This is a genomic window from Alkalimonas sp. (assembly GCF_020831925.1).
In the GTDB taxonomy this organism is placed as follows: domain Bacteria; phylum Pseudomonadota; class Gammaproteobacteria; order Enterobacterales; family Alteromonadaceae; genus Alkalimonas.
This window is the reverse complement of sequence record NZ_JAFIFQ010000004.1, coordinates 100,496-123,727: the sequence shown is the minus strand read 5'-3', so window position 1 is coordinate 123,727 and position 23,232 is coordinate 100,496. Positions and strand designations below refer to the sequence as shown.

At 53.6% G+C, this 23,232-nt stretch carries 22 protein-coding genes; 19 read left to right on the top strand and 3 right to left on the bottom strand.

Going from position 1 to position 23,232, the window contains the following annotated elements; all coding sequences use genetic code 11:
- Window positions 1-16: 16 nt before the first annotated feature.
- The 3 genes from JJU14_RS02855 to JJU14_RS02845 are packed head-to-tail and all read right to left on the bottom strand — an operon-like array spanning window position 17 to window position 2,660.
- On the bottom strand, window positions 17-862 hold the full coding sequence (locus JJU14_RS02855; RefSeq protein WP_228611094.1) for a DUF4437 domain-containing protein: 846 nt from the start codon (window positions 860-862) through the stop codon (window positions 17-19).
- A complete protein-coding gene (locus tag JJU14_RS02850) occupies window positions 859-1,368 on the bottom strand; it encodes a 3-isopropylmalate dehydratase small subunit (protein ID WP_228611093.1) in 510 nt (169 codons plus the stop codon). Before JJU14_RS02850 ends, JJU14_RS02855 begins: the two co-directional genes overlap by 4 nt.
- An 11-nt stretch (window positions 1,369-1,379) precedes the next feature.
- Complete coding sequence (locus JJU14_RS02845; protein WP_228611092.1) at window positions 1,380-2,660, bottom strand: 3-isopropylmalate dehydratase large subunit; 1,281 nt, start codon at window positions 2,658-2,660, stop codon at window positions 1,380-1,382.
- Between the two features lie 168 nt (window positions 2,661-2,828).
- Between JJU14_RS02845 and JJU14_RS02840 the strand changes: the two genes are divergently transcribed.
- The 19 genes from JJU14_RS02840 (at window position 2,829) to JJU14_RS02750 (ending at window position 23,208) form a co-directional block, all read left to right on the top strand.
- A complete protein-coding gene (locus JJU14_RS02840; RefSeq protein WP_228611091.1) occupies window positions 2,829-3,602 on the top strand; it encodes an enoyl-CoA hydratase/isomerase family protein in 774 nt (257 codons plus the stop codon).
- On the top strand, window positions 3,599-4,003 hold the full coding sequence (locus tag JJU14_RS02835; protein ID WP_228611090.1) for a PaaI family thioesterase: 405 nt from the start codon (window positions 3,599-3,601) through the stop codon (window positions 4,001-4,003). The genes JJU14_RS02840 and JJU14_RS02835 overlap by 4 nt, the downstream gene beginning before the upstream one ends.
- A gap of 127 nt (window positions 4,004-4,130) precedes the next feature.
- Window positions 4,131-4,862: a hypothetical protein gene (locus JJU14_RS02830; protein ID WP_228611089.1), complete on the top strand. Its 732-nt coding sequence runs from the start codon at window positions 4,131-4,133 to the stop codon at window positions 4,860-4,862.
- Window positions 4,859-6,055, top strand: coding sequence for a class I SAM-dependent methyltransferase (locus JJU14_RS02825; RefSeq protein ID WP_228611088.1), 1,197 nt, complete (start codon window positions 4,859-4,861; stop codon window positions 6,053-6,055). Before JJU14_RS02830 ends, JJU14_RS02825 begins: the two co-directional genes overlap by 4 nt.
- A gap of 17 nt (window positions 6,056-6,072) precedes the next feature.
- Window positions 6,073-6,435 (top strand): hypothetical protein, encoded by a 363-nt coding sequence (locus tag JJU14_RS02820; protein ID WP_228611087.1) that lies wholly within the window; start codon window positions 6,073-6,075, stop codon window positions 6,433-6,435.
- A gap of 4 nt (window positions 6,436-6,439) precedes the next feature.
- Window positions 6,440-7,789, top strand: a complete 1,350-nt coding sequence (locus JJU14_RS02815; protein ID WP_228611086.1) for an MmgE/PrpD family protein — start codon at window positions 6,440-6,442, stop codon at window positions 7,787-7,789.
- Between the two features lie 4 nt (window positions 7,790-7,793).
- Window positions 7,794-9,164 carry an MmgE/PrpD family protein gene (locus JJU14_RS02810; protein ID WP_228611085.1) on the top strand — a complete coding sequence of 457 codons (1,371 nt, stop codon included), beginning with the start codon at window positions 7,794-7,796 and terminating at the stop codon, window positions 9,162-9,164.
- A 4-nt stretch (window positions 9,165-9,168) separates the two neighbouring features.
- Complete coding sequence (locus JJU14_RS02805; protein WP_228611084.1) at window positions 9,169-10,578, top strand: phenylacetate--CoA ligase family protein; 1,410 nt, start codon at window positions 9,169-9,171, stop codon at window positions 10,576-10,578.
- Window positions 10,568-11,944 (top strand): amidase, encoded by a 1,377-nt coding sequence (locus JJU14_RS02800; protein ID WP_228611083.1) that lies wholly within the window; start codon window positions 10,568-10,570, stop codon window positions 11,942-11,944. Before JJU14_RS02805 ends, JJU14_RS02800 begins: the two co-directional genes overlap by 11 nt.
- A gap of 12 nt (window positions 11,945-11,956) precedes the next feature.
- The gene (locus JJU14_RS02795) at window positions 11,957-13,141 is read left to right on the top strand and encodes a CaiB/BaiF CoA-transferase family protein (protein ID WP_228611082.1); all 1,185 of its coding nucleotides are present in this window, start codon (window positions 11,957-11,959) and stop codon (window positions 13,139-13,141) included.
- Between the two features lie 124 nt (window positions 13,142-13,265).
- Window positions 13,266-13,574 carry an REDY-like protein HapK gene (locus JJU14_RS02790; RefSeq protein ID WP_228611081.1) on the top strand — a complete coding sequence of 103 codons (309 nt, stop codon included), beginning with the start codon at window positions 13,266-13,268 and terminating at the stop codon, window positions 13,572-13,574.
- Window positions 13,575-13,583: 9 nt separating this feature from the next.
- Window positions 13,584-14,426: an SDR family NAD(P)-dependent oxidoreductase gene (locus JJU14_RS02785; protein WP_228611080.1), complete on the top strand. Its 843-nt coding sequence runs from the start codon at window positions 13,584-13,586 to the stop codon at window positions 14,424-14,426.
- Window positions 14,427-14,475: 49 nt separating this feature from the next.
- Entirely contained in the window at window positions 14,476-15,366 is an 891-nt protein-coding gene (locus JJU14_RS02780; RefSeq protein WP_228611079.1) for a polysaccharide deacetylase family protein, read from the top strand.
- Window positions 15,357-16,208: a CoA ester lyase gene (locus JJU14_RS02775; protein ID WP_228611078.1), complete on the top strand. Its 852-nt coding sequence runs from the start codon at window positions 15,357-15,359 to the stop codon at window positions 16,206-16,208. The genes JJU14_RS02780 and JJU14_RS02775 overlap by 10 nt, the downstream gene beginning before the upstream one ends.
- A 17-nt stretch (window positions 16,209-16,225) precedes the next feature.
- Window positions 16,226-16,744, top strand: coding sequence for a MaoC family dehydratase (locus JJU14_RS02770; RefSeq protein WP_228611077.1), 519 nt, complete (start codon window positions 16,226-16,228; stop codon window positions 16,742-16,744).
- Window positions 16,745-16,756: 12 nt separating this feature from the next.
- Entirely contained in the window at window positions 16,757-17,932 is a 1,176-nt protein-coding gene (locus JJU14_RS02765) for an acyl-CoA dehydrogenase family protein (protein WP_228611076.1), read from the top strand.
- 12 nt (window positions 17,933-17,944) lie between these two features.
- Complete coding sequence (locus JJU14_RS02760) at window positions 17,945-19,135, top strand: CoA transferase (RefSeq protein WP_228611075.1); 1,191 nt, start codon at window positions 17,945-17,947, stop codon at window positions 19,133-19,135.
- A gap of 10 nt (window positions 19,136-19,145) precedes the next feature.
- Window positions 19,146-20,324 carry a CaiB/BaiF CoA-transferase family protein gene (locus JJU14_RS02755; RefSeq protein WP_228611074.1) on the top strand — a complete coding sequence of 393 codons (1,179 nt, stop codon included), beginning with the start codon at window positions 19,146-19,148 and terminating at the stop codon, window positions 20,322-20,324.
- A 415-nt stretch (window positions 20,325-20,739) separates the two neighbouring features.
- Window positions 20,740-23,208 carry a TonB-dependent receptor gene (locus JJU14_RS02750; protein ID WP_228611073.1) on the top strand — a complete coding sequence of 823 codons (2,469 nt, stop codon included), beginning with the start codon at window positions 20,740-20,742 and terminating at the stop codon, window positions 23,206-23,208.
- The last annotated feature ends 24 nt before the right edge of the window (window positions 23,209-23,232 follow it).

The following is a 23,232-nucleotide window of genomic DNA, read 5'->3' as shown; positions in this document are numbered from 1 at the left end:
CATCCATCAATAAGTGTCAGTAAGGCAGTGTTGTAACAGGTGCTTGAATAAACGCTTGCATTGTTTGCGGAACAATCGGCTGATAAGGAACGCTGTAACTGAAGTTAAACAGTTCTTCCGTCCATACATTGACATGAGCACCTCCGACAAACCGAATCAGGCTGAAACTGCCTCCTTTGCTGCCATAAGGACCATGGGCGATGCCTGGAGGACGCCAAAAGTAAGCCCCAGCTTGCATGGTTCCATATTCACCGGTTAGATCTCCGGCGATCAGAAAGGCTTCTTCGGGAGTCGGGTGCATTTCCTTTGGGCCTCGCCAGTTCACCGGGTGAGTTTGAGGCGAGGTCATAAACAGAAAGGTGCGCTGACCTGTAATGGGATCCTGTCGCAGATTTTTCCGTCCAAGCCCTAGGTGAGCGAGCTTGATATCATGAATGTGCCTGTCCCACTGCATTCTGTAGGTATCAAGAAATGGAATAGCAGGTCGATGGGTTGCACGCTGAATAGCATCATCTTGTTCTTCAAATGGCAGCGGCGCACTGTCAAACATTCGCAGAACAATGGCATCCTCCATCACGATGCAGTTCGTTCTTGGGTATCCTGCGGGCAAAAAAGCATAACAACCGGCGGCATACTCGAATCCATTTAGATGAAAGCTACCAGCCAGCACATAAAACTCTTCATTTGCTGTGATGGCATGATTCTCCAGCCATTGCTGTCCGTTACGAAGGCGATGCAACGCTGTATAAGCACAGCTCTCTATGTCCCGACTAAGTAATCGCGACTCTATGTCGGTAAAATACCTATCCTGTTGCCATGGTAAACATTGATTCTGAATAAACTCAATATGATCCCGTGTCATGTCTTTGAGCCACTCTTTGAAAACCGTTGTTGTAAGAACGGCATCAGGCCGCCAGCCTCCAAAATGCCCATCAACTCCTCAGGAATGGGCTCGCATTGAAACTGCTCGCCGTTGCTAAGGTTGTGCAGCAAGCCGCTGGTTAAATCGAGCTGTAGTTGATCGCCGGGCTTTATTACTCCAAGCTCTGGGCAGAACAGCACTGGCAGGCCGAGGTTGAGTGCATTGCGGTAAAAAATGCGGGCGAATGATTTGGCAACGATGGCCGAGACACCCAGCTCGACCAAAGCTTGCGCGGCTTGCTCGCGCGAGGAGCCAATGCCAAATGCATCGCCGGCAATCATTAAGTCGCCCGGTTTCACCTGACTGGCAAAGTTCGGATCGATTGCTTCTAAGCAATGCGCCGCCAGTTCTGCGATGGAGCCTTTCATATAGGCACCAGGTGCCAGTACATCGGTATCAATATTGTCGCCAAAGACCCAGGCGGAACCAGTTAGATTGCGTTTCATCGGCTGCTCCTTCACAAAAATTGCCGTGGATCGGTGATGTAGCCGGTCACTGCTGCTGCGGCCACGCTGTAGGGGGAGCCCAAGTACACATTGGATTCGGGCGAGCCCATGCGGCCTTTAAAGTTACGCGAGGTTGACGACAGGCAATTCTCACCATTGGCAATGGCACCAGCCCCCATGCCGGCACAGGCGCCACAACCGGTTGGCAGCAAAATGGCACCGGCTTCGGTCAGGGTTGCCAGGGTGCCGTCTTTGGCAGCGGCTTCGGTGGTTTTCAATGAAGCCGGCGCAATCAGCAAGCGGGTGCCTGGCTGCACTTTGCGGCCTTTTAGCACCTCGGCCGCCATATGCAAGTCCGATAATTTGGCACCGGTGCAGGCACCGATGTAAGCCTGGTGGACAGGCACCTGGTCAAACTCGGTCACCGGATGGGTATTCTCCGGGCTGTGCGGTGCGGCAATTTGCGGGATTAACGTGCTGGCATCAAAGGTATGCACGGCTTCGTAGGGGGCATCGGCATCACTGTGCCAGCTTAATGCATCCGCTGCCACCGGCTGGCCGGTCTGGCGGATCCAGTCGGTGGTGGTTTGATCGGCGGCAATGATGCCGGTTTTGCCCCCAAGCTCAGCCGACATATTGCACAGCACCATGCGCTCGTACATCGACATGGCATCGACGGTGCTGCCGCCAAACTCCATCACTTTGTAATTGTTGTTCATGCCAAGGCGGGCACAGAGAAACAGCATGATGTCTTTGGCACTGCAGCCTTTTTGCAGCTGACCCTGCCAGTTGATGCGGATGGTCTGCGGCACCTTAATCCAAATCTCGCCGGTGGCCAGTACGCCAGTCATTTCGGTAGCGCCAATCCCCACCATAAAGGTGCCAAAAGCACCGCCGGTCGGTGAGTGCGAATCGCCGCCCACTAAAAACATGCCAGGTTGCAAATGCCCTTGTTGTGGCAACATCACATGGCAGATCCCCTGCATATCGTAAAAATGAGCAATCTGCTGCTCCTGGGCCCAACGACGGGTCAGTGCCAGGATCTCGGCACTTTCCGGATCCGTGGCTGGCACAAAGTGATCGCTGACCAGCACCACTTTGGATGGGTCGAATACCTTGGCACCAAGGGCCTCCAGCCGGCTTTTCACCCGGCGCGGGCCGCTGGAGTCGTGCATCAGCACCAGATCGACCTGACAGGTGACAATCTGTCCGGGTTCAACCCTGGGCTGCCGACTGGCACGGGCGATGATTTTCTGGGCCAGAGTTTGGGGGGCGTTCTGAGCTGGAGTCATGGTTTTTCCTGTTGCCTGCAACTTGCCTTTTGGCATGCTTCTGCACGGCCAGACTTGTCGCAGACCGTGAATGCGTGCTATCACAATAAAAGAAAAGTGCGGCCGATGGTATGGAGCCAGAGCGCTAATTTGGGCTGGAAGCCTTGTCAGATATAGGAATTTTGATAAATGTCAACCGTGAAACTGAGCGTGGATGGTGCGGTCGCTACCCTGTGCATTGATCGGGCCGATAAACGCAATGCGCTGAATCAGGCCATGTGGCAGCAATTATCCGATCACTGCGACACCTTGCAGCAGGAAGTTAAACCCAAGCTGGTACTGGTCACCGCTGCCGGTGAGCAGGCATTTTGCGCTGGTGCCGATATCCAGGAGCTGCATCAGCTGCTCGGTGATAGCACCGCATTGGCGCTGAATAATCAGCTGGTGCAACAAGCCCAGTTGAAGCTGCAGCGGCTGCCATGTGCCACCTTAGCCGTCATCAATGGCCTTTGCGTCGGTGGTGGACTTGGCATTGCTTTGTGCTGCGACTTCCGGTTGGCGGTGCCACAGGCAAAATTTGCCATCACGCCATCCAAGCTTGGTTTGTTGTACAGCATCGAGGATACCCGTCGTTTGGTGAATCTGGTGGGGGAAGCCCGGGCGAAGTGGTTGCTCTATACCGGAGCCATGCTGGATGCAGACACTGCCCTGCAGTGGGGGCTGGTGCATCAGCTGACAGAGCCTGACAAGCTGGCGCAACGTGTCAGTGACTGGCAACAGCAGCTGCTGGCGGTAAGTCGGGTATCGGTGGCGGGGATCAAACAAACCCTGGCTCATTTAGGCGGGGATCCGCTGTTTGGTGAAGCCGGAGTCCGGCCCTTGTTCGATGCTGCTTTTCAGCAGGCCGACTTTCAGCAAGCCGCGGCGGCTTTTGTGGCCAAACAAAAGGTGGATTTTTCATGATGGAAGCGCAAGGCTTTAGCCACTGCGATCAGGACAGCGGTTTTAGTGCCCATATCGGGCCTTTTTATCAAAAACAGCAAGGTGAGCAATGGCTTAGGGCCTTACCACTGACCGATATCCATTTGAATCCGGAGGGAGTGGTGCACGGTGGTGTGCTGTTGGCCTTTGCCGATTATGTTATTTACCGTGCTATTGGCGATATCACTGGCCATCAGATGCGCTTTGCCACCATTCAGCTCAGCAGCCAGTTTCTGGCAGCAGCCAAAGCCGGTGAGGTGCTGCTGGGCGAGGGGCGTATTGTGCGCCAGACCCGGAGTGTGATCTTTGCCGAAGGGCGTCTTTATACGGAACGCCGCGAAATTATGGCTGCCAACGGTATCTGGAAAGTTCTCGGAGCCTGAAATCCGTTTGTGCCAATAAGTCGATGTTGGGTTGATTTACGCTTCTTGACAAAGATCAACGCATTGATGCTTTCGCTCAGCCACTATCGGGTTATGCAATCCATAACGAGATAAGGGGTATGGCATCATGAAGCATCGAACCATACGCGGCACCATCCGCTACACCAGCAAAAAGCCTGAGCGGCTGGATCAAGAACGGGGGCGGGAGTTTTTCTCACTAACCAGACAGTTCGATGGCTGCATGGTGCTGCAGGCCCACTGCGAAATTGATGACGAGCCCAATGTGATCCGCGATGTGGTGCTGGCAATGCAGCCGGATGCCAGCCCTATCGACTGCAGCGTACGCCTGACGGTAGGTGACAAATACGAAGGCAGTGGCTGGATGCGCTTTGGCCGTGGTTATGTCGAGTGCGAAAGCCATAATCAGCGCGATGGTCGGATCCGGCAGCACGTTGAGATTGAAGCTCCAGTACGCTGGTTGCAGGCGCATCCTATTGTTGGCGACGCACAGTTGCTGCGGATGTACGATCTGTCACAAGGCCCCGGTAAAACCTTTTTCCCTAACCTGTTTCTTACCTCGCCGGATCACCGTGGTGCGACCGGGCCTCTGCTGTTTAAAACCGGCTTTGGTCTACGCTATGTCGGTGAAGAAGCTATTACTGTTGTGGCCGGCAGTTTTCAGGCGCGCCACTTTCAGCTGGTTGATACCGCGGGAAATTTGCCGGAAGAACATCCGCCTTACGATATCTGGTGCAGTGCCGATGACGATTATCTTTTTTTAAAAGGCGGCGTGGCCGGCTACATGCAAACGCATTACGAGCTGGTGGATTATCAGATCATTGAACGGGGGCTAGCATGAGTACAGTCAAAACCATACCTTCCTGGCAAGCGCTCACTCAGCACGATGTATTTCCAGAGGCGAATCACGATGAAGTGGCACGGATGAATGTGCTAACCCATCTGAATTACCATTTAAGTGCCCGAGTATTGCCTGGTGTTAAGCAAAGCTATGAGCAACGGGTTAAGCCAGCTTTTGTAAAAGCGCACGGGCGTGAACCTGAGAGTCGCCATGAAATCCGGCAAGCCATGCAGCAAGACAGCTACTTTCAGTTCTGGAGCGCATTACGGCGCAATACCATGGAAATGCGTCACCAGGCGGGCCGAGCTATGGTGTTGCGGCAAATTGATCGCATTGTCAGTAAGGTGGATGCACTGAATCAGGATGCTGCGACCTTGCAACTGGATGACTCCATCCCGGTGCCGGATAATATCCGCGATGTGGATATTCACTGCCAGCCAGGGTGTTACTACACCGAATACTTTGCAAATGATGTCACGGTAGCGGCCAGTTACGATGCTGGTCTCTTTGTGACTACAGCCGGCTTGCTAGGCGCTCTTAGTGATGGCGGCGGTAAAGCCATTGCGAATTGGCTGGCGCAAGAACATCCGGGCTTCAAGCCTCGCAAAATTCTGGATATTGGCTGCACCATCGGCCACAACATCGTGCCGCTGGCGCAAGCTTTTCCGGATGCAGAGGTGATTGCTGTCGATGTCGCCAGGCCAAGCCTGCGTTATGCCCATGCCCGAGCGAAAGCTTTGGGAGTCAATAACATTACCTTTGTGCAGGCCAACGCCGAGCATTTACCGCAGTTTGCCAATGAGAGCTTTGACCTCATCACAACTGCCATGTTCTGGCACGAGACCTCCCATCAAGCCATGCCTGCTATTTTACGTACCATAGAGCGTTTGTTAAAACCAGGCGGTCTGACGCTGCATCTGGAACAGCCGCAGTATCAGGGCATGGGACTGTATGAGCAATTTATTCGCGACTGGGATACGTACTTTAACAACGAGCCTTACTGGGGGCCGATGCATGATCTGGATTTAAAGCAGATGTTGGCCGATGCTGGTTTCCAGGTAGACGAGTTGTTTGATGTCGGCGTGGTTTCCAAAGTGGATGAAGCGATTTTTGGTAAGCGCGAAGCCGGAGAGTCGGGGGAAGACTATGGTCGGGCCCCGGTCTGGAACGCGTTTGGACTTTGGAAAAAGTAATGGGACAAGGGGGAGTCATGACACAGCAGACCATCGACACCATTGATCTGGCAGGCACCAAAGCAAAAGGCCAGCGTCCCTGGTTTCTTGCCGACCGTCAGTCCGAGCAGGTTCTATCGATTGCCATGGCGCTGGCAACCGAGCTGGCTGTCACACGCGAGCGCTTGAGCACGCTGGAAGCGATTTTGGTGCAGCAGAAAATCCTAGCCAAGGACGCCATCGATCACTACCGGCCTTCGCAGCAGGAGACAGCTGAGCGCAGTGCCGCTATGCAAGCCTATCTGGCGCGGATCCTGCGTATTGTGCAGCAAGACAAAGAAAGCATCGGGGCCCATGATAAAAGCATGGAGCAAATTCAGACAGAACTGACCCGAAGCTAGGTTGATGCCTGTGCAACAACAGCCAAGCCTGACAGAGCAGTTGATAGCTACCTTGCTATCCAAGCCAATTCGGCCTGATGATCGTATCCGGGCCAGTTACCATTTGCTGGATTGGCTTGCTTGTGTCGCTGGCGGCAGCGCTTCAGACATCGCGATGATTTATCGTAGTCAACTCGATCTGGCACCAACCGGTTGCACAGCTTTGTGGCAAGGAAGCAGCGGCTTTGAGAATGCCCTGGCTTACAATGCTGCTCTTGGTAATGTGCTGGAAATGGATGACGTGCATCGTCGTTCTATCTTGCATCCGGGCCCGGTGGTGATTCCTGCTGCCTTAGCCGTTGCTGAGCAACAGGGCTCATCGCTGCAACAGCTGCTGGATGCCATTATTCTGGGTTACGAAGTCACCATTCGCATTGGCTCAGCCATTGGACGCAGTCACTATCGCTTTTATCATAATACCTCTACCTGTGGCGCCTTTGGGGCCGCCATGGCGGCAGGTGTGTTGTGGCAATTAACAACCGCTCAATTAGTGGCAGCACTTGGCAATGCTGGCAGTCGTACCGGTGGTTTGTGGCAAATGCGCCATGAAGGCGTGCACACCAAGCAGTGGCACAATGCCGAGGCTGCAAAAAGCGGAGTAGCCGCAAGCCGGTTAGCGAAAGCTGGCATGACGGGTCCTGTAGCCATCCTTGAAGGGCCTCAGGGGCTTTTTGCTGCCATGTCGGATGATGCAGTACCAGAGCACGTTTTGTCGCCGGCCCCAGGCTGGTTACTGCATGACTGTACGTTTAAACCCTGGCCAGCCTGCCGTCATGCCCATCCCGCTCTGGATGTGATCAGCTCCGTGCTGACCCAACAACCTTTGCATCCTGATGAGGTGCAAGCTGTGCTGATTGAGACCTACCAGGATGCCCTGACTTTTTGTGATAAGCCAACACCCGGCACAGCTGCTGAAGCGCGCTTTAGCATTCAGCATGCGGTGGCCGCTCGCATCGTCTGGGGCGAGCCAGAGCTTTGGCATTATCAACCAGAGCATTTGGCAGAACCTGCGGTTGCCGCCTTACGTGGCCGTATTCAGCTTCAGGTGGCCGAAGCCTTTGAGCTGGCTTACCCAATGCATTTTGGTGCCCGCTGCCAGCTAACATTAGCCAGTGGGGCTAGCCTCCAATGCCAGCTGAACGACACCTTGGGCGATCCGGAGCGTCCTTTATCGACCGGGCAGCTGGTCGCGAAAGCACGGCGCTTGTTTGCCGCCGCAGGGCTGTCCGAAGCCCGCATTGAAAGGTTAACAGCCATGCGCTGGGCCAGTGAGGCCGATGTCTCGATTTTATTTGGTTTGTTAAAGCAGGAGTAGCACCATGACTACCGCCATCGATGCGATCCTGGAGCATCTTACCTCCGTCACTTTTGAGGATTTACCCGATAGTAGCCTTATCGCCGCGAAAGCATTTTTAAAAGATACCTTTGCTGTGGCTTTAAGCGGCAGCAGGGTTCCCACAGTGGCTGCGGTGAAAGGCGCGGTGCAAGGCTGGGGGCAAGGCAAGCAGGCTCAGGTCTGGGCGACCGGGGAATGGCTGCCCGCTGGCAATGCGGCCCTGATGAATGGCTTTCAAATTCACAATCAGGAATGGGATGCGGTGCATGAAAAGGCGGTGGTCCATCCAATGGCGACCATTGTCTCTGCTTTGGTGGCCTATGCCCAACAGCACCAGCTATCGGGCAAGCAGCTGCTGCTCGGGCTGATTTTAGCCGTTGACGTAGCGACCCTCATCGGCAGCTGCGTGACTTCCGGCTTGCGCTTTTTTCGCCCGGCCTGTTGCGGTGCCTTAGGGGTGGCCGCTGGTATCAGTGCCATGCTTGGGCTGAGCCGGGAACAAACCCACCAGGCGCTTGGTATTGCCTACAGCCAGCTTAGCGGCACCATGCAGGCCCATGTTGAAGGTTCCCCTATGCTGGCGATGCAAATTGGCATCAATGCCAGAGCTGCGATGCATGCGGTTGATTTGGCCAGAGCTGGCTTTACCGGCCCGAAAGATATTCTGGAAGGGCCTTTTGGTTATTTTAAGCTGTACGAGCAAAGCTACCAGTTATCGGAGTTATTTGCCCGCTTAGGCCAGCAACATCAAATAGAACAAGTCAGCCATAAACCGTACCCAACCGGTCGGGCCGGGCATGGTGCTGTTGATGCTATTTTGACCCTGCAACAACAGCACGGCTTTACCGCTGAGACGGTTGAGCACATTCATATTACGGCACCGCCGCTGATCCTGCGGCTGGTCGACCGGCCGGTCCGGCCGGATATGGACAGCAGCTACGCCAAGCTTTGTCAGGGCTATATTGCCGCCTGTGCCTTGTTGCATGGCCAGGTCAGCGTCACTGATTTTGATGAGCCGGCGCTGCGTGATCCGAGGCGCCTTGCTCTGGCTAGCCGGGTAGCCATGTCCTTAAGCGATTGCACCGATCCGAATGCACTGGCGCCAATTGATGTGCAGCTTAGGCTCAAGGATGGTACCGAGCTTCGTCTGTTTCTGCCGGCTGTGCTTGGCCACCCTGAGCGGCCACTCTCGGTCAGTCAGCAGCAGCAAAAATGCCTGGCGGCTATTGCCAGCTGCGCCGTGCCTTATTCAGAGACAGACTGGCAGCAATTGATAAATGCCATAGACCATCTGGAGCAGCTGGCCAATAGTAGTGACCTGGTTGCTTTATTAATTAGTCCGACACACAGGTAAAGTCATGCAAGCATCTTATCCAACCTACTTTGAATCCTTTGATTACCAGGCCATGCTTGAGGACTATCCATTGGGGCAGGCGCTGTTGGAGCATTTCCAACGCATGTCAGCTAAGGAGCTGCGGGCGTTGCAGAATCAGCGTTTTATGAAAGTGATGGCCAGGGCCTGGCAAATTCCGTTTTATCAGCGCATCTGGGGCAAGGCTGGCCTGAGCCCGGCGGATATTCAGAGCCTGGAAGATATTGAAAAACTGCCGCTTATTTCCAAAGCCGATATTATGGCCAGTGTCGAGCAGTTTCCGCCCATCGGTGATTTTCATGGCCTGGATGCGATCCCAAAAGAGCAGCGGCCGCCGTTGGTGTTTCATACCACCAGCGGTACCACAGGTACGCCGCAGCCCTTGCTATTTGGGCCCAAAGGCCGTGAAGTGCAATCGCTGTTAGTGGCACGCAGTTATCGTTTTATGGGGCTAAAACCGGCGGCGACCATCCAAAGCTGCTACGGCCATGGCATGATCAATGGTGGTCATTACATCCGCGAAGCCGTTACCCGTTATACCAATGCCATTTTCCTGTCAGCCGGTACCGGCGTCGAAACCCGATCTGCCCAGCAGGTGCAGTTGATGAAAACCTTTGGCGTCAATGTGTTGGTTGGTTTTGTCGATTACATTAAGCGACTGGCAGATGTTGCCAAAGAAGAAGGGCTGACACCGGGCAAAGATATCAAGATTGATATGATCATCGGCCACCTGGGGATGGAAAGCCGTGACAGCATTGCAAAAGCCTGGGGTAACCCGGAGCTGTTTGATTGGTACGGCGTGGGTGATACCGGATGCATTGCAGCTGAAGGGCCGGATCACGATGGCATGCATGTCTGGGAGGATGCGCATTATCTGGAACTGCTGGACCCAGATAGTAATCAGCCGGTTGCTGTCGGTGAGCGGGGCAATATGGTGGTGACTTGTCTGTACAAAGACGATGTTTATCCCATTATTCGCTTTAATACCCACGACTTGAGCGAGCAATTGCCGGGAGAAAATAAGCTGGGCTTGCCGTTTAAGCGCATTCGTGGCTTTATGGGGCGTTCGGATAATATGGTGAAACTGCGTGGCATTAATATTTACCCGCAAGGGGTTGGCCCCATGCTGGAGGAGCGGCCGGAGTTTCTGGGCGAGTTTTTGTGCAAGGCGGTGCGGGATGACACTGGCCGCGATGAAATGATTGTGCTGGTTGAGGTCAGCAGCCCACCAGAACAGCGGTCGGAGCTGCTGGACAGCTACCAAAGCCTGCTCAAACGCAAAATAGGCATTGAGGTGCAGGTTGAGCTAGTCGGTGAGGGCGAACTGACGGCGCTGACCCAGGTGGATGTGCGGCAAAAGCCGATCCGCTTGCTGGATCAGCGTTTTGGCGGATGAAAAGGAGCAGCATGTGAGGCTGGAACAGCAAGTGTTGGCTGCCGATTTTCATCAGCAGCAACAGTGGCTTCAGGCCGGAGCCTTTAGTGCTACGGAGTTATTGCAGTGGCAATGGTCGGCAGCACAGTACTTTAATCCTCAGTTAAATTGCTTCACCCAACTGGTGGATGCAGCGCCACTCCCTGAGCCGCATGGCCTGTTGGCTGGCCTGGTGCTGGGGGTGAAAGACAATATTGATGTGACTGGCTTTGCCACCACGGCCGGTCTTGAAGTACGCCGCTACGCTTTTCCAATCGAAGATGCTTTTGTGATTCAGCAGTTAAAAAATGCGGGCTGCAGCATGCTGGGCAAACTGAATATGCACGAAGGTGCGCTTGGGGCCAGCAACCACAACAGCCATTTTGGCAATGCCCACAATCCACACCGCTTAGGCTTCACACCAGGCGGTTCTTCAGGTGGGTCGGGTGCGGCGGTGGCTGCCGGTTTAGTACCGGTAGCACTTGGCACCGATACCATGGGCTCGGTGCGGATCCCGGCATCTTATTGCGGTGTCTTTGGCTTTAAACCCAGCCGGGGCGCCATCAGCAATCGCGGCTCGGTGCCCTGTGGCCGCAGCATGGATACCATAGGGCCACTGGCGCGCTCGGCTCGGGATCTAAGTTTGGTTTTTGCCCGGATGGCTGCTTACGATGCCAATAGTCCGGAGGCTATCAACTTGCCTGCCGCTGCACCACAGGACTGCAAGTCAGTGCGTATCCTTGTGCCTGCAGAGCTGGATGCTCTGGGGGTGGCCGACGATATTCTGGCTGACTTTGCAATGAATCTGCAGGTATTTCGTGATCTAGGTTGCTCAGTGCAGTTCGTTGAGCTTGGGGATTACCCCTTTGCAGCAGCGCGCCGGGCCGGCCTTCTTCTTTGTGAAACCGACATGCGGCTGGAGTATCAGCACGAATGGGAAAGCAGGCAGGAGGAATTTTCCAACTACTTACGCGCCTTGCTGGCTTACCCGGATCGGAAAAGTCCGCTGGATTACAGCGCTGCTTTGCAGGTGTTGGAACAGGCGGTTATCAGCGCCAGGCGCTGGTTTGCTCAAGGGGAGCTGCTGCTGCTGCCTACCACACCGCAACGTGCATTTTCGCTGGATGGGCCTGTGCCTTCCAACCAGGCGGATCTGACCAGCCTGGCCAATCAGGCCGGGCTACCGGCGCTGAGTATGCCCATGCTCACTGGACAGCCGCTACCGGCTGGTATGCAATTGATAGGGCCAGCAGGCAGCGATTGGCAATTGCTGGCCCTGGCAGAGCTGTGGCAACGGGAAAGTGGCTTTCAGTATCGTCTGCCTGCTATGGTAAACGAGATACAGTAACGAGGAGTTCAAATGGCGGGTCCATTAGCGGGCATTAAAGTGCTGGATTTAAGCCGGATCCTGGCCGGGCCCTGGGCTACCCAGGTGCTGGCGGATTACGGGGCTGAGATCTGGAAAATAGAAAAGCCCGGCGAAGGGGATGATACCCGGCGCTGGGGACCGCCTTTTTTGCTGGATGCCAATGGGCAGAACACCGGCCAGTCGGCTTATTTTCTAGCGGCCAACCGGGGCAAGCGCTCAGTCTGCATTGATATCAGCAGCGAGCAGGGCCAGCAGCAGATCCACCAGCTGGCTGCACAGGCCGATGTGCTGGTGGAAAATTACAAAGTGGGTGGCCTGGCCAAGTATGGTCTGGATTATGCCAGCTTAAAAGCCAGCAACCCACGGCTGATTTATTGCTCCATCACCGGTTTTGGTCAGACTGGACCTTATGCCAATCAGGCTGGTTACGATGCAATGATCCAGGGTCTTGGCGGCCTGATGAGCATTACCGGTGAGCCGGATACGCATCCCGGCGGCGGGCCGCAAAAAGTCGGTGTGGCAGTGGCGGACTTGATGACCGGTATGTACGCTGTTTCAGCTATTTTGGCCGCCTTGCACCATCGCAACCAGACCGGCCAGGGCCAGTACATCGATCTGGCACTGCTGGATACCCAGGTGGCCTGGTTGGCCAATCAGGCCTCCAATTATCTGGTTAGTGGCCAGGTGCCACAACGTCTTGGCACCGCCCATCCGAATATCGTGCCTTATCAGGCAATGCAGGTAAAAGACGGCTTCATCCTGCTGGCGGTCGGCAATGATCGGCAGTTTCGCAGTTGCTGTGCGGTGCTAGGCTGTGCGGAGCTGGCCGATGATCCTCGCTTTTGCAGCAATGCGCTGCGGGTGCAGCATCGTGATGCCCTGATCCCCTTGCTTGCTGCTCAGCTGTTGCAGCATGGCGTAGCGCATTGGGTCAAAGCTTTATCCGATCAGCACGTGCCTTGCGGGCCTATCAATAATCTGGAGCAGGTCTTTGCCGATCCTCAGGTGCAAGCCAGAGGCATGCCTATTCAGGCTACTCATGCCAAAGGCTATCAGGTGCCTATGGTGGCTAATCCGGTGAAGTTTTCCGCTACCCCCTTGTCGTTTGACTCGGCTCCACCTGAGCTTGGTGAGCATACCGAAGCCGTCTTGCAGCAGCTGCTAAAAGGTCGTTAACCCCCTTTTAGCGGCGGTTTTTTCCCGCCTTTTGTCAATTGTCAATTTCGCCCGCCAAGCCACATGGACTCGGGGTGTTAGCTCAGCTAGATTTGTCCGTACAACTTGAGAAGAGGAGCGGACAATGACAACGCTAGTGGTGCTGTTTAATCTTAAAACGGATGCCGATCAGCAGGCGTATGAGCAGTGGGCCAAACAAACCGATCTGCCAACGGCGGGCGCCTTGCCTTCAGTCGATGCCTTTAAGCTGTACAAATCCCAGGCGCTTTTGATGAGTGAGCAAGCGCCTCCTTACCAATACATTGAAGTGATTCAGGTGAATGATATGGCGCAATTTGGCCAGGATGTCGCCAGCGAAACCATGCAAAAAGTTGCCAGCGAGTTTCAGAGCTTCGCCGATAACCCACTGTTTATTTTGACTGAACAAATCTAAGGAGGGGGTATGGCACAGTATCCGGATCTGGCAGGCAAAGTGGCAGTGATTACCGGCGCCGGTCGTCGTCAGGGGCTGGGCGAGGCGATGGCCAAGCGGCTGGCTGCCGAAGGTTGCAAAGTGGTGATTACCGATCTGGGGCAGGCCCAGGGTGAGCATCTGCCGGAAACCGCCATTGGCACGACGCAGGAAATGCAGGACATCGTGCAAGAAATCGAACAGGCCGGCGGCACGGCTGCGGCTTTTGTCTGCAATGTGTTAAAGCCAGAAGAAGTCGCTGCCGCTGCCCGCTTTGCGGTGGATAGCTTTGGCAGCCTGGATATCTGGGTGAACAATGCCGGCGTTGGTTATCTGATGAAACCCATATTAGAGATGAGCGTCGAGGAGTGGGATACCGTGCTGAATGTCAATCTGCGCGGTACTTTCCTTGGCATCAAATACGCTGCGGAGCAGATGGTGCAGTTGGGCAATGGCGGCAAAATTATCAATATTGGCTCACAAGCCTCTAAATCTGCCTTTGCGCATGCTTCGGCCTACACCACCTCCAAGCACGGCATGACGGGCTTAACCCGGGTGGCAGCGCAAGAGCTGGGTCCCCATGGCATTAATGTCAATCAAATATGCCCCAATCATGTCACCACCGGTCTCGGTGCCTGGCAAAACGCGCATTTTTCGGAAGTGACCGGCAAAGGCTATGACCAATACATGGCCGATATGCGGGCGCGTATTCCGCTAGGGCGGCCGGGATTGCAGGACGATATCGCCAAAGCCTGTGCTTTTTTATGTTCAGAGCAAGCTGTTTACATCAGTGGCGAAGCGATGAATGTCTCAGGTGGTGAAGAGTATCACTAGTAGCGTCATGGCTCATTTTTCGACAGGTATTTAAAACAGGATTACTGCTATGAAGCATCAATACCCATGGCCGGATCAGGCTCGTTTGGCCCTGTCCATTGTGGTCAACGTGGAAGAAGGCTCTGAATACAGCATCCGCGACGGTGATGCCGGTATGGAGCCGGTGGATGAGTTGCAGGTGCATCTGAAAAAGCCGATACGCAATTACGGCAATGAATCCAATTACCAGTATGGCCTGAACGAAGGGGCCAGCCGCATTATTGCCTTGCTGGATAAATACCGCATTCGCGCTACCTGGACAGCAGCTGCTTTAAGCCTGGAGCGAGCGCCTTCTCTGGCCGAAGCCATTCGCCGCCGTGAGGATGAAACCTGCTCGCACGGCTACCGCTGGGTGCATCAGTTTCGTATGAACGAAGACGAAGAGCGGGCTTTTATTCGCCAGGCGGTCAGCAGCATTGAAAAGACCACCGGCAAGCGGCCGCTGGGTTGGTTGTCCCGCTATCTGCTAACCGACAACACCCGCCGCTTGCTGCAAGAAGAGGGTTTTCTGTACCACATGGACGATTACAGTGCCGATGCGCCCTTTTGGGCCAGGGTGGAAGGCTCAAACAGGCCTATGGTGATTGTGCCTTACGCGCTCGATTCGAACGACATGAAAATGTGGGTGGCACCTTCCTATACCCCGGAGCAATGGCTGAAGTATGCCAAAGACAGTTTTGATGTGCTCTATGCCGAAGGGGCAGAGCAACCCAGAATGATGAGTCTGGGGCTGCATCTTCGCATTATTGGGCGGCCTGGCCGCATTTGGGCACTGGAGGAGTTTTTTCGTTATGTCACCGCCAAGCCTGGTGTTTGGTTTGCCAGTCGTGAGCAAATTGCCCGTCATTTTCAGGCCGAGGTACCACCGGCTGAGCTGAAGGAGAACCCGGCATGGGGCTAATTCGCAGCTTGTTATTTGTGCCGGGTAACCGGCCGGATCGGTTTCACAAAGCCTTAGCCAGCGAGGCCGATCTGATCTGTATCGATCTGGAAGATGCAGTACCGTTGGCTGAAAAAGATGTGGCCTTTGCCGCGGTGCAGTCCTTTTTGGCTGAATTGGAACCGTCTCAGCGTAACCGGGTGGCTGTGCGGATGAACCCATTATCAACCCAGTTGGGTGAGTGTGAGTTGACTGGGTTCAGTAACTGCCCACCGGCTTATCTGATGTTGGCAAAGTGTCAGAGCACCGAAGAAGTAGAGCGAGCGGCTCGTTCGTTGCAAGGGCGCAGTAAATTGATTGGCTTAATTGAATCGCTCTCTGGTTTGATGCAAGCCCAGCAGATTGCCCGGGCCAGCAAAACCTTGGTGGCGCTGATGTTTGGCGGCGCTGATCTGGCAGCAGAGCTTGGTTGTGATTTCAGTTATGAGCCCTTGCTGTTGGCGCGCTGTCAACTGGTACAGGCAGCTGCTGTTGCTGGCGTTCAGTTGTTGGATGTCCCTTTTGTCGACTTGCAGGATCTGCAGGGTCTACAGCAGGAAACTCGCCGGATCCGGGCGCTTGGCTTTAGCGGCAAGGCGGCGATCCATCCGAAACAAATTCAATCAATTCATGAGGCCTTACAGCCAAGTGCAGAGCAGTTGACCTATGCCAGAAAAGTCGTAGCAGCTGCCCTGGCCGACTCCGCCGATGCGGTGTTGGTGGTGGATGGAAAAATGGTCGACCGACCGGTTTTACTTTCTTGTCAACGAATACTGGCTTACGCCGGGGAAACTGCAGTTGATGATACAAGCTGCGCGCATTAATTCAGGTGGAACTAATCATGGTACAACATGTAAAGAAAATCAGTGAAAACCGCTATCGTGAATCCTTTGGCCGTCATTACGAAGAGTTTCATATTGGCGATATCTACGAGCATCGCCCTGGTCGCACCATTACCAAAACAGACAATACCTGGTTCACGCTGCTGACCATGAACACCCACCCAATGCACTTTGATGATGAGTACGCCAAAGCCAGTGAGTTTGGTAAATGCATTGTCTGCTCGCCGTTGACGGTAGCCCTAATGGTTGGCATGAGCGTGACCGATGTCAGTCAAAAAGCCATCGCCAATCTGGGCTGGGATGACATCAAGCTGACGCACCCCTTGTTCGAAGACGATACCCTTACGGCTGAATCCGAAGTACTGGATAAGCGTGAATCCAAGTCACGGCCAGGGGCGGGTATTGTCACGGTAAAAACCACTGGCTTTAACCAGCATGGCACTGTGGTTTGCAGTTTTGTGCGCAAAATGTTGATTGCCAAGCAAGGCCACTCGGTCGAAGACAAAGTTAATTATTAAGCGGAGAGCATTATGTCCGAGTTGTGGAGTAAAGAAGACGAGCAATCCATCCTGGATATGATTGAGCGCTGGGTCGAACAAGACGTTCGGCCTATTGCCCAGGAGTTTGATCAGGCGGATAAATACCCGCATCAACTGGTAGAGCAGATGAAAGAGCTGGGTCTGTTCGGTGCCACCATCGGCCAGCAATATGGCGGCATGGGTCTGCCCGCGACTATTTATGCCAAAATCGTACTTTGCGTGGCTTCTGCCTGGATGGCACCCAGCGGTATTTTCAATTCGCATCTTATTCAGGCGTCCGCTATTGAGCGGGCCGGTACCGATGAACAGAAGCAGCGTTTTCTGCCGCGGATGGCCAGTGGTGAGTTACGCGGTGGCATTGCGTTGACCGAACCGAATGCGGGCACCGATCTGCAGGCGATTCGTGGTACGGCAGTGCGCGATGGCGATCATTACATTTTAAATGGCACCAAAACCTGGATCACCAATTCGCTAAACGGTAACTCGTTGGCGGTGCTGATGAAAACCGATCCTAAAGCAGTGCCTGCCCACAAGGGCACCAGCATGTTTATTGTCGAGACCAAGGATGCTGAGGGCAACTTTAAACCGGGCATCAAGGTTTCAAAACTTAAAAAGCTGGGGTACCGCGCTATCGATACCTGCGAAGTGGTGTTTGAAGACTTTCGGGTACCGGCGGCCAACCTGATTGGTGAGGTTGAGGGTAAAGGTTTTGTCCAGGCGCTGGGCGGGTTGGAGCTGGGCCGGATCAATGTAGCAGCCCGTGGTGCCGGCATCGCCAAAGGGGCCCTGGATTTGGCGGTACGTTATGCCCAGGAGCGGGAAACCTTCGGTAAAGCCATCTGCAACCATCAGGCTATTCAACTCAAATTAGGCGAAATGGCAGTACAGGTCGAGGCAGCCCGGCTGCTGATCGAACAAGCGGCCGCTAAATACGATGCTGGTGAGCGCTGCGATATGGAAGCCGGTATGGCGAAGTTTGCCGGCTCTGAGGCCGGAGTGTTCTGTGCCAATGAGGCGATGCGGATCTTCGGGGGCTATAGCTACTCGGTCGAGTACGACATTGAGCGCTATTATCGCGATGCCATGCTGATGTGCATTGGTGAAGGTACCAACGAGATGCAGCGCATCATCATTGCCAAACAACTGATTGAGCGCTACAAAATCTGAGGGAATACAACCATGAAGCAACTTCCTTTGGAAGGGATACGCATTGTTGCCGTTGAACAATATGGAGCCGGGCCATATGGCTCCATGTTTCTGGCCGACTTAGGTGCTGAAGTGATCAAGATAGAGAACCCGGCCATTGGTGGTGATGTCTCGCGCCAGACCGGGCCATTTTTTCTGGGGGATAACGACAGCTACTTTTTCCAGACCTTTAACCTGAATAAAAAAAGCCTGACGCTGGATTTAAAAAAGCCTGAAGGCCGGGCCGTGTTTGAAAAGCTGGTTGCCTCTGCTGATGCGGTGACTAATAACTTGCGTGGCGATCAGCCGGATAAATTGGGCTTGACTTACCAGGCACTTCAGCACATCAATCCAAAAATTGTTTGTGGCCATTTGTCGGCTTATGGCCGTGATAACGACCGTAAAAGCTGGCCAGGCTACGACTATCTGATGCAGGCCGAAGCTGGTTTGATGTCGCTGACTGGTGAGCCGGGCCAGCCACCCGCGCGCTTTGGTGTCTCCATGGTGGATTTTATGACGGGGGCTGTCGCCTCCCTTGGCCTGACGGCGGCGTTGCTCGGTGCTTACCGGACCGGCCAGGGGCGTGATGTGGATGTCTCTTTGTTCGATGTGGCTTTGCATCAGCTGTCGTACCCGGCGACCTGGTATTTGAATCAGGGGCATATCACCGAGCGGGTGGCGCGCTCTGCACATCCGGCAACCGTGCCTTGCCAGCTTTATAAAACTGCCGATGGTTTTATCTTCCTGATGGCGATGACGGACAAATTCTGGCAGGTATTGGTGGGTATCTTGCAGGACGAGGTACTCCTTCAGCCTCGCTTTGCCACGGTGGCAAAGCGGCGGGAACATCGTGATGCCTTAACGCTGGAAATGGATAGGGTATTAAGCCAGAAAACTACAGCTGACTGGCTGAACACGCTAAAAGGTCATATTCCCTGTGCACCGGTGCTGGATCTACCCCAGGCACTGCAAAACCCTTATATCCGGGATATAGGTATGGTGCGTACTGTACCACACCCTGAAAAAGCCGATATGCAAATTCTGGGTTGTCCTATCAAAGTGGATGGTCAGCGCATGGCGGGTAAAGCAGCTGGTGCTATGGGGGTAAACTCGGTGAGCATTTTATCTGAGCTGGGGTACAGCAGTGCCGAGATTGAAGACCTGAAATCGGCTAGCGTGATCTAATGGAGGCATGATGAAACTGCAGGGCATACGGGTTTTGGATTTATCGCTTTTTTTACCGGGGCCGCACTTTACCATGATGATGGCCGATCACGGGGCTGAGGTGATCAGTCTGGAACCACCTGGCGGCGAGCCGGTGCGCCAGATTGGTTTGCAGCAAGATGGGCTATCGGTCTGGTTTCGTAATGTCTATCGCGGCAAGAAAAGCATCAATCTCAATTTAAAATCAGCCGCCGGCAAGCAGGCATTTTTGAAACTGTGCGCCACGGTGGATGTGCTGGTGGAGGCTTTTCGCCCAGGTGTGATGCAGCGGCTGGGGCTGGATTATGCCGCCATCAAAGCGGTGAATCCGGGCATTGTTTATTGCTCAATTTCGGCCTATGGCCAGCATGGCCCAAAGGCCCAGCAACCGGCCCATGATCTGAGTATTCAGGCCGATAGTGGCGCTGTCTTTATTAATGAGGGCCAGGATGGCAAGCCCGCCATGCCCGGCATGCCGGTAGCCGATATGGCGGGCAGCCTGATGGCATTTTCCGGTGTGCTGATGGCGCTGTTAAAGAAACAGCAAAGCGGGCAGGGTGATTACCTGGATATCTCCATGCAAGACTCCCTGATAGCCTGGTATCCCAATGTGATGGGGCCACCTTTTGCCGAGCAGCGCTCACCAGAGGTGAAACAAGAACGTAGCTGGGGCGGGGCGGCTTTTTATCAGATTTATGAAACCAGCGATGGCCAGTTTCTGACGCTGGGCGGTAGTGAGCTGAAGTTTGTTAGTCACCTACTGACCGCCTTGCAGCGACCGGACTTGATTGAGCTCTGCAAGTTACCGCCTGGCCAGGCGCAGCAGCCGGTGAAAGACTTCTTGCGTCAAAGCTTTATCAGCCAGCCATTAAGCCATTGGCAAGCTTTTTTAGCCGACATTGATGTTTGCTGGTCGCCGGTACGCGACCTTTACCAGGCCATGCAAGAGCCGCATCTGCAGCAGCGTGACATGCTGCTAACCGACAAGGCCGGCAATCAGCACCTGGGCGTGCCCATCAAGTACCAGCAGGAACCAGCCCAACCCAGGTTGCAGCTGCCCGCCTTCAGTGAGCATACCGAGGCGATTTTAACCGAACTGGGGTATAGCCGGCATGATATCCAGTCGATGCAAGCGGGAGGGGCTTTTGTAAGCAGTGTTTCAAAGGCTTAAAAGGGCCTTCTCTCGTCATCTGTTCTTCTGTTAAAACGCCAGGTCCGGCTTGCACGACATCTAGCCGGACTTGCTCCGTTCGTTGTTAAGCAGGTCGCATTTTGTCGCCTGTTAGCAGGCAACACCATAGGTAAAACTTTAATTAAAATTTAATGCATCTTAATGCTGTGATTATATCAAGTCATTGTTTTATTTGATTTTAATGACTTCATTCCATTGATACCTTTGTTCAATAGAGCTATCCGTCAGGAGCTGTTATGGTGAATTGAGTGCTTCTCTGGGGGAGGTGGCTGAGCAAAGAATCGCCTATTTGATAATTGTCAACGCGCAATACCCTGTCAGTAGAAGTTTTGGTTTATAACAGAGTAGAGATTTGTCCAGACATATACCTATAAGCTCACAACAGGGGAAACCAATGAAAAAGAGCAAACTCTACATCGCTGTCACAGCAGCCTGTTTCGGTTTAAGCGCCCAAGCTGTTTTGGCGGATGATACTGAAACTACTCCAGAAGTACAGGAAGACAGCATCGAAATTATTGAAGTCACTGCCAGACGCCGGGTCGAATCTTTAAATCGTGTGCCTGTGATGGTTTCAGCATTTAATGAACAAATGCTGGAGCAGCAAGGGTTTCAAAGCATTGATGACATTGCGCGCTTTGCACCCGGTTTAAGTTTTTCCAAAGCCTTTGGTCGTGCCACAGAGCGACCTGTCATTCGGGGTATGAGCAACGTTCTCGCCGGTGTGCAATTTGGTGTAGAGTCTGGCGCTGCTTACTTCATTGACGGTGTTTATTATGCCGGCTCAGTACAGAGCCTGGATATGGCTGATATTCAGCGTGTGGAGGTCATTAAAGGCCCACAAAGTGCTTTGTATGGTCGTAACTCCTATTCCGGTGCTATCAATTTTATTACTAAAGGTCCTGATCAGCATGAATTTGGTGGTCGGGTCAAAGCTTCGATAGCCGAGCACAATGAACACAATGTGCAGGTTTATCTGACCGGGCCAATCAACGACTGGTTGGCAGTGGCTTTATCCATACGGGATTATTCCTATGGCGGAGAGTGGACCAACCTGGTCACTGAAAAAACGATTGGTGACGAGTCTTCCCGTACTTATAGCTTTGTTGCCGATGCCGAACCAACCGATGCCTTGCATGTACGCTGGCGCATTCAGAACTCCAAAGACGATGATGGCACCCGGCCTTTTTTCCTGCAATCGGCGGAAATGAATAACTGCTTCCCTGGTTATCGTTCTCTGGCTTATTGGCCAACCAGTGGGTCTAGCAATAACAACATGTATTTTTGTGGTGAAATTAAACCACAACCTATTGCACTGAATGATGGCCCTTCTGCCAGTGGGCAACCTGTTCTGGTTCCTGGCGTACCACAGGATGGTCCTTTACCTGGAGGCCCGGTATTTTTTGGTAATCTCTATGATACCGCTAATGGTATGGCTTTCAGTGGTATGGAGCGTGATCTTTGGCTCACCAGCCTTGCTGTTGATTACCAGTTTGACAGTGGTTTTACTTTAGATACTGCTGTGACTTATCGTCGTGATACCATTCGTACCGGCTCGGACAGTGATCATTCACCCATCAACTTTACCTTCGCTCCCGGCGCTCAGGCGTTCTTTGCGATGTCGGATCGCAATGAGGTCATCGATAAGTCGTTTGAAATTCAATTGCGCTCTCCGATTGGCGATTTTGAGTGGATGCTGGGTGCCTTTTATTACCAGAAAGATGAAAAGCGCTATGAGCTCAATTTTGCTTCACCACGTGATGGTGTATTCGCAGAAGAGAATGATCTGACCAATAAAGCCGTATTTGGCTCGGTGGAGTACACCTTTAATGATCAATGGAAAGCTTCTTTGGAGTTGCGTTGGTCGGAAGAAGATAAATGGCTGGAGCAGTTTAATCCTGCGGGTGTCAGCACCTTTGACGGAGAGGGCAGCTGGCGTAACTTTACGCCCCGTATGACAGTAAACTACCAATACAGCCCTCAAACCATGCTGTTTGGTGTTCTCGCTCAAGGGGTGAAGCCTGGTGGCTTGAATGGTGCGGCTGGAGCAGTTGGTGGTATTCCAAGGTACGAGCAGGAAGAAACGACCTCCGTTGAACTGGGTGTTAAAACACGTTTGTTTAATAGGTTGAACCTTGCTGCATCGGTGTTTAGAAACGAAATTACCGACTTGCAATTAACAACTGCAGTGCCTAATCCAACCAGCCAGGCATTGATTTCAGTCGCTACCAATCAGGGTAAGGGGCAGGTTCAGGGCTTGGAGTTGGAAGCCGCAATGAATTTTTCTGCCAACCTGATTGGACGCTTCAATTACGCTTTGGCTGATACTAAGTTCACCAATGGTTGTGATGATTTCCAGTGGTCTTTGACCAGTGGTGGTGGTCAGTTCAATGATCCGCTAAACCAATCGGGCGTTGATTTTAGTGCTGACTTTAATCTTGCCGGTGCTCCGAGCTGCTCGATCAATGGCAACGCCTTTCCGATGAGCTCCAAGCATCAGGCCAGTGCTTTCTTGGAGTACATGACGGCTGTCAGCGGGGATATTGAGGGATTCGTTAACTTTGACGTGAGTTATGAGTCGAAAAAGTATGTACAGGTCCATAACCTTGCTTACGTGCCTGCAGCGACTATTTTTGGTGCTCGGGTAGGGGTACGGGCGGATAACTGGAGCCTGACCGCTTACGGGCGCAACCTTGGTAACGAAGATAGCACCATTATCGCGACTCGCTGGCTACAAACACCCTACTTTACCTTTGCTGCACCTTATGGTGGGCCGGCAGGTGCTGAGTCAGGTGCTCCGCGGGCATTTTTTGGAACGCCACGACGTGGTCGCCAGGTAGGTCTGGAGCTGATGTATCGCTTCTGATGGCTTAATAGCCGGGCTCGTGAC

What these genes read in the sequence shown, in the direction of transcription:
- JJU14_RS02820 (WP_228611087.1), top strand. Translation starts at nt 6,073, where the DNA reads ATGACACAGCAGACCATCGACACCATTGATCTGGCAGGCACCAAAGCA.
- JJU14_RS02805 (WP_228611084.1), top strand. Translation starts at nt 9,169, where the DNA reads ATGCAAGCATCTTATCCAACCTACTTTGAATCCTTTGATTACCAGGCC.
- JJU14_RS02825 (WP_228611088.1), top strand. Translation starts at nt 4,859, where the DNA reads ATGAGTACAGTCAAAACCATACCTTCCTGGCAAGCGCTCACTCAGCAC.
- JJU14_RS02775 (WP_228611078.1), top strand. Translation starts at nt 15,357, where the DNA reads ATGGGGCTAATTCGCAGCTTGTTATTTGTGCCGGGTAACCGGCCGGAT.
- JJU14_RS02790 (WP_228611081.1), top strand. Translation starts at nt 13,266, where the DNA reads ATGACAACGCTAGTGGTGCTGTTTAATCTTAAAACGGATGCCGATCAG.
- JJU14_RS02850 (WP_228611093.1), bottom strand. Translation starts at nt 1,368, where the DNA reads ATGAAACGCAATCTAACTGGTTCCGCCTGGGTCTTTGGCGACAATATT.
- JJU14_RS02760 (WP_228611075.1), top strand. Translation starts at nt 17,945, where the DNA reads ATGAAGCAACTTCCTTTGGAAGGGATACGCATTGTTGCCGTTGAACAA.
- JJU14_RS02810 (WP_228611085.1), top strand. Translation starts at nt 7,794, where the DNA reads ATGACTACCGCCATCGATGCGATCCTGGAGCATCTTACCTCCGTCACT.
- JJU14_RS02840 (WP_228611091.1), top strand. Translation starts at nt 2,829, where the DNA reads ATGTCAACCGTGAAACTGAGCGTGGATGGTGCGGTCGCTACCCTGTGC.
- JJU14_RS02835 (WP_228611090.1), top strand. Translation starts at nt 3,599, where the DNA reads ATGATGGAAGCGCAAGGCTTTAGCCACTGCGATCAGGACAGCGGTTTT.
- JJU14_RS02780 (WP_228611079.1), top strand. Translation starts at nt 14,476, where the DNA reads ATGAAGCATCAATACCCATGGCCGGATCAGGCTCGTTTGGCCCTGTCC.
- JJU14_RS02830 (WP_228611089.1), top strand. Translation starts at nt 4,131, where the DNA reads ATGAAGCATCGAACCATACGCGGCACCATCCGCTACACCAGCAAAAAG.
- JJU14_RS02795 (WP_228611082.1), top strand. Translation starts at nt 11,957, where the DNA reads ATGGCGGGTCCATTAGCGGGCATTAAAGTGCTGGATTTAAGCCGGATC.
- JJU14_RS02755 (WP_228611074.1), top strand. Translation starts at nt 19,146, where the DNA reads ATGAAACTGCAGGGCATACGGGTTTTGGATTTATCGCTTTTTTTACCG.
- JJU14_RS02785 (WP_228611080.1), top strand. Translation starts at nt 13,584, where the DNA reads ATGGCACAGTATCCGGATCTGGCAGGCAAAGTGGCAGTGATTACCGGC.
- JJU14_RS02770 (WP_228611077.1), top strand. Translation starts at nt 16,226, where the DNA reads ATGGTACAACATGTAAAGAAAATCAGTGAAAACCGCTATCGTGAATCC.
- JJU14_RS02815 (WP_228611086.1), top strand. Translation starts at nt 6,440, where the DNA reads ATGCCTGTGCAACAACAGCCAAGCCTGACAGAGCAGTTGATAGCTACC.
- JJU14_RS02855 (WP_228611094.1), bottom strand. Translation starts at nt 862, where the DNA reads ATGACACGGGATCATATTGAGTTTATTCAGAATCAATGTTTACCATGG.
- JJU14_RS02750 (WP_228611073.1), top strand. Translation starts at nt 20,740, where the DNA reads ATGAAAAAGAGCAAACTCTACATCGCTGTCACAGCAGCCTGTTTCGGT.
- JJU14_RS02765 (WP_228611076.1), top strand. Translation starts at nt 16,757, where the DNA reads ATGTCCGAGTTGTGGAGTAAAGAAGACGAGCAATCCATCCTGGATATG.
- JJU14_RS02845 (WP_228611092.1), bottom strand. Translation starts at nt 2,660, where the DNA reads ATGACTCCAGCTCAGAACGCCCCCCAAACTCTGGCCCAGAAAATCATC.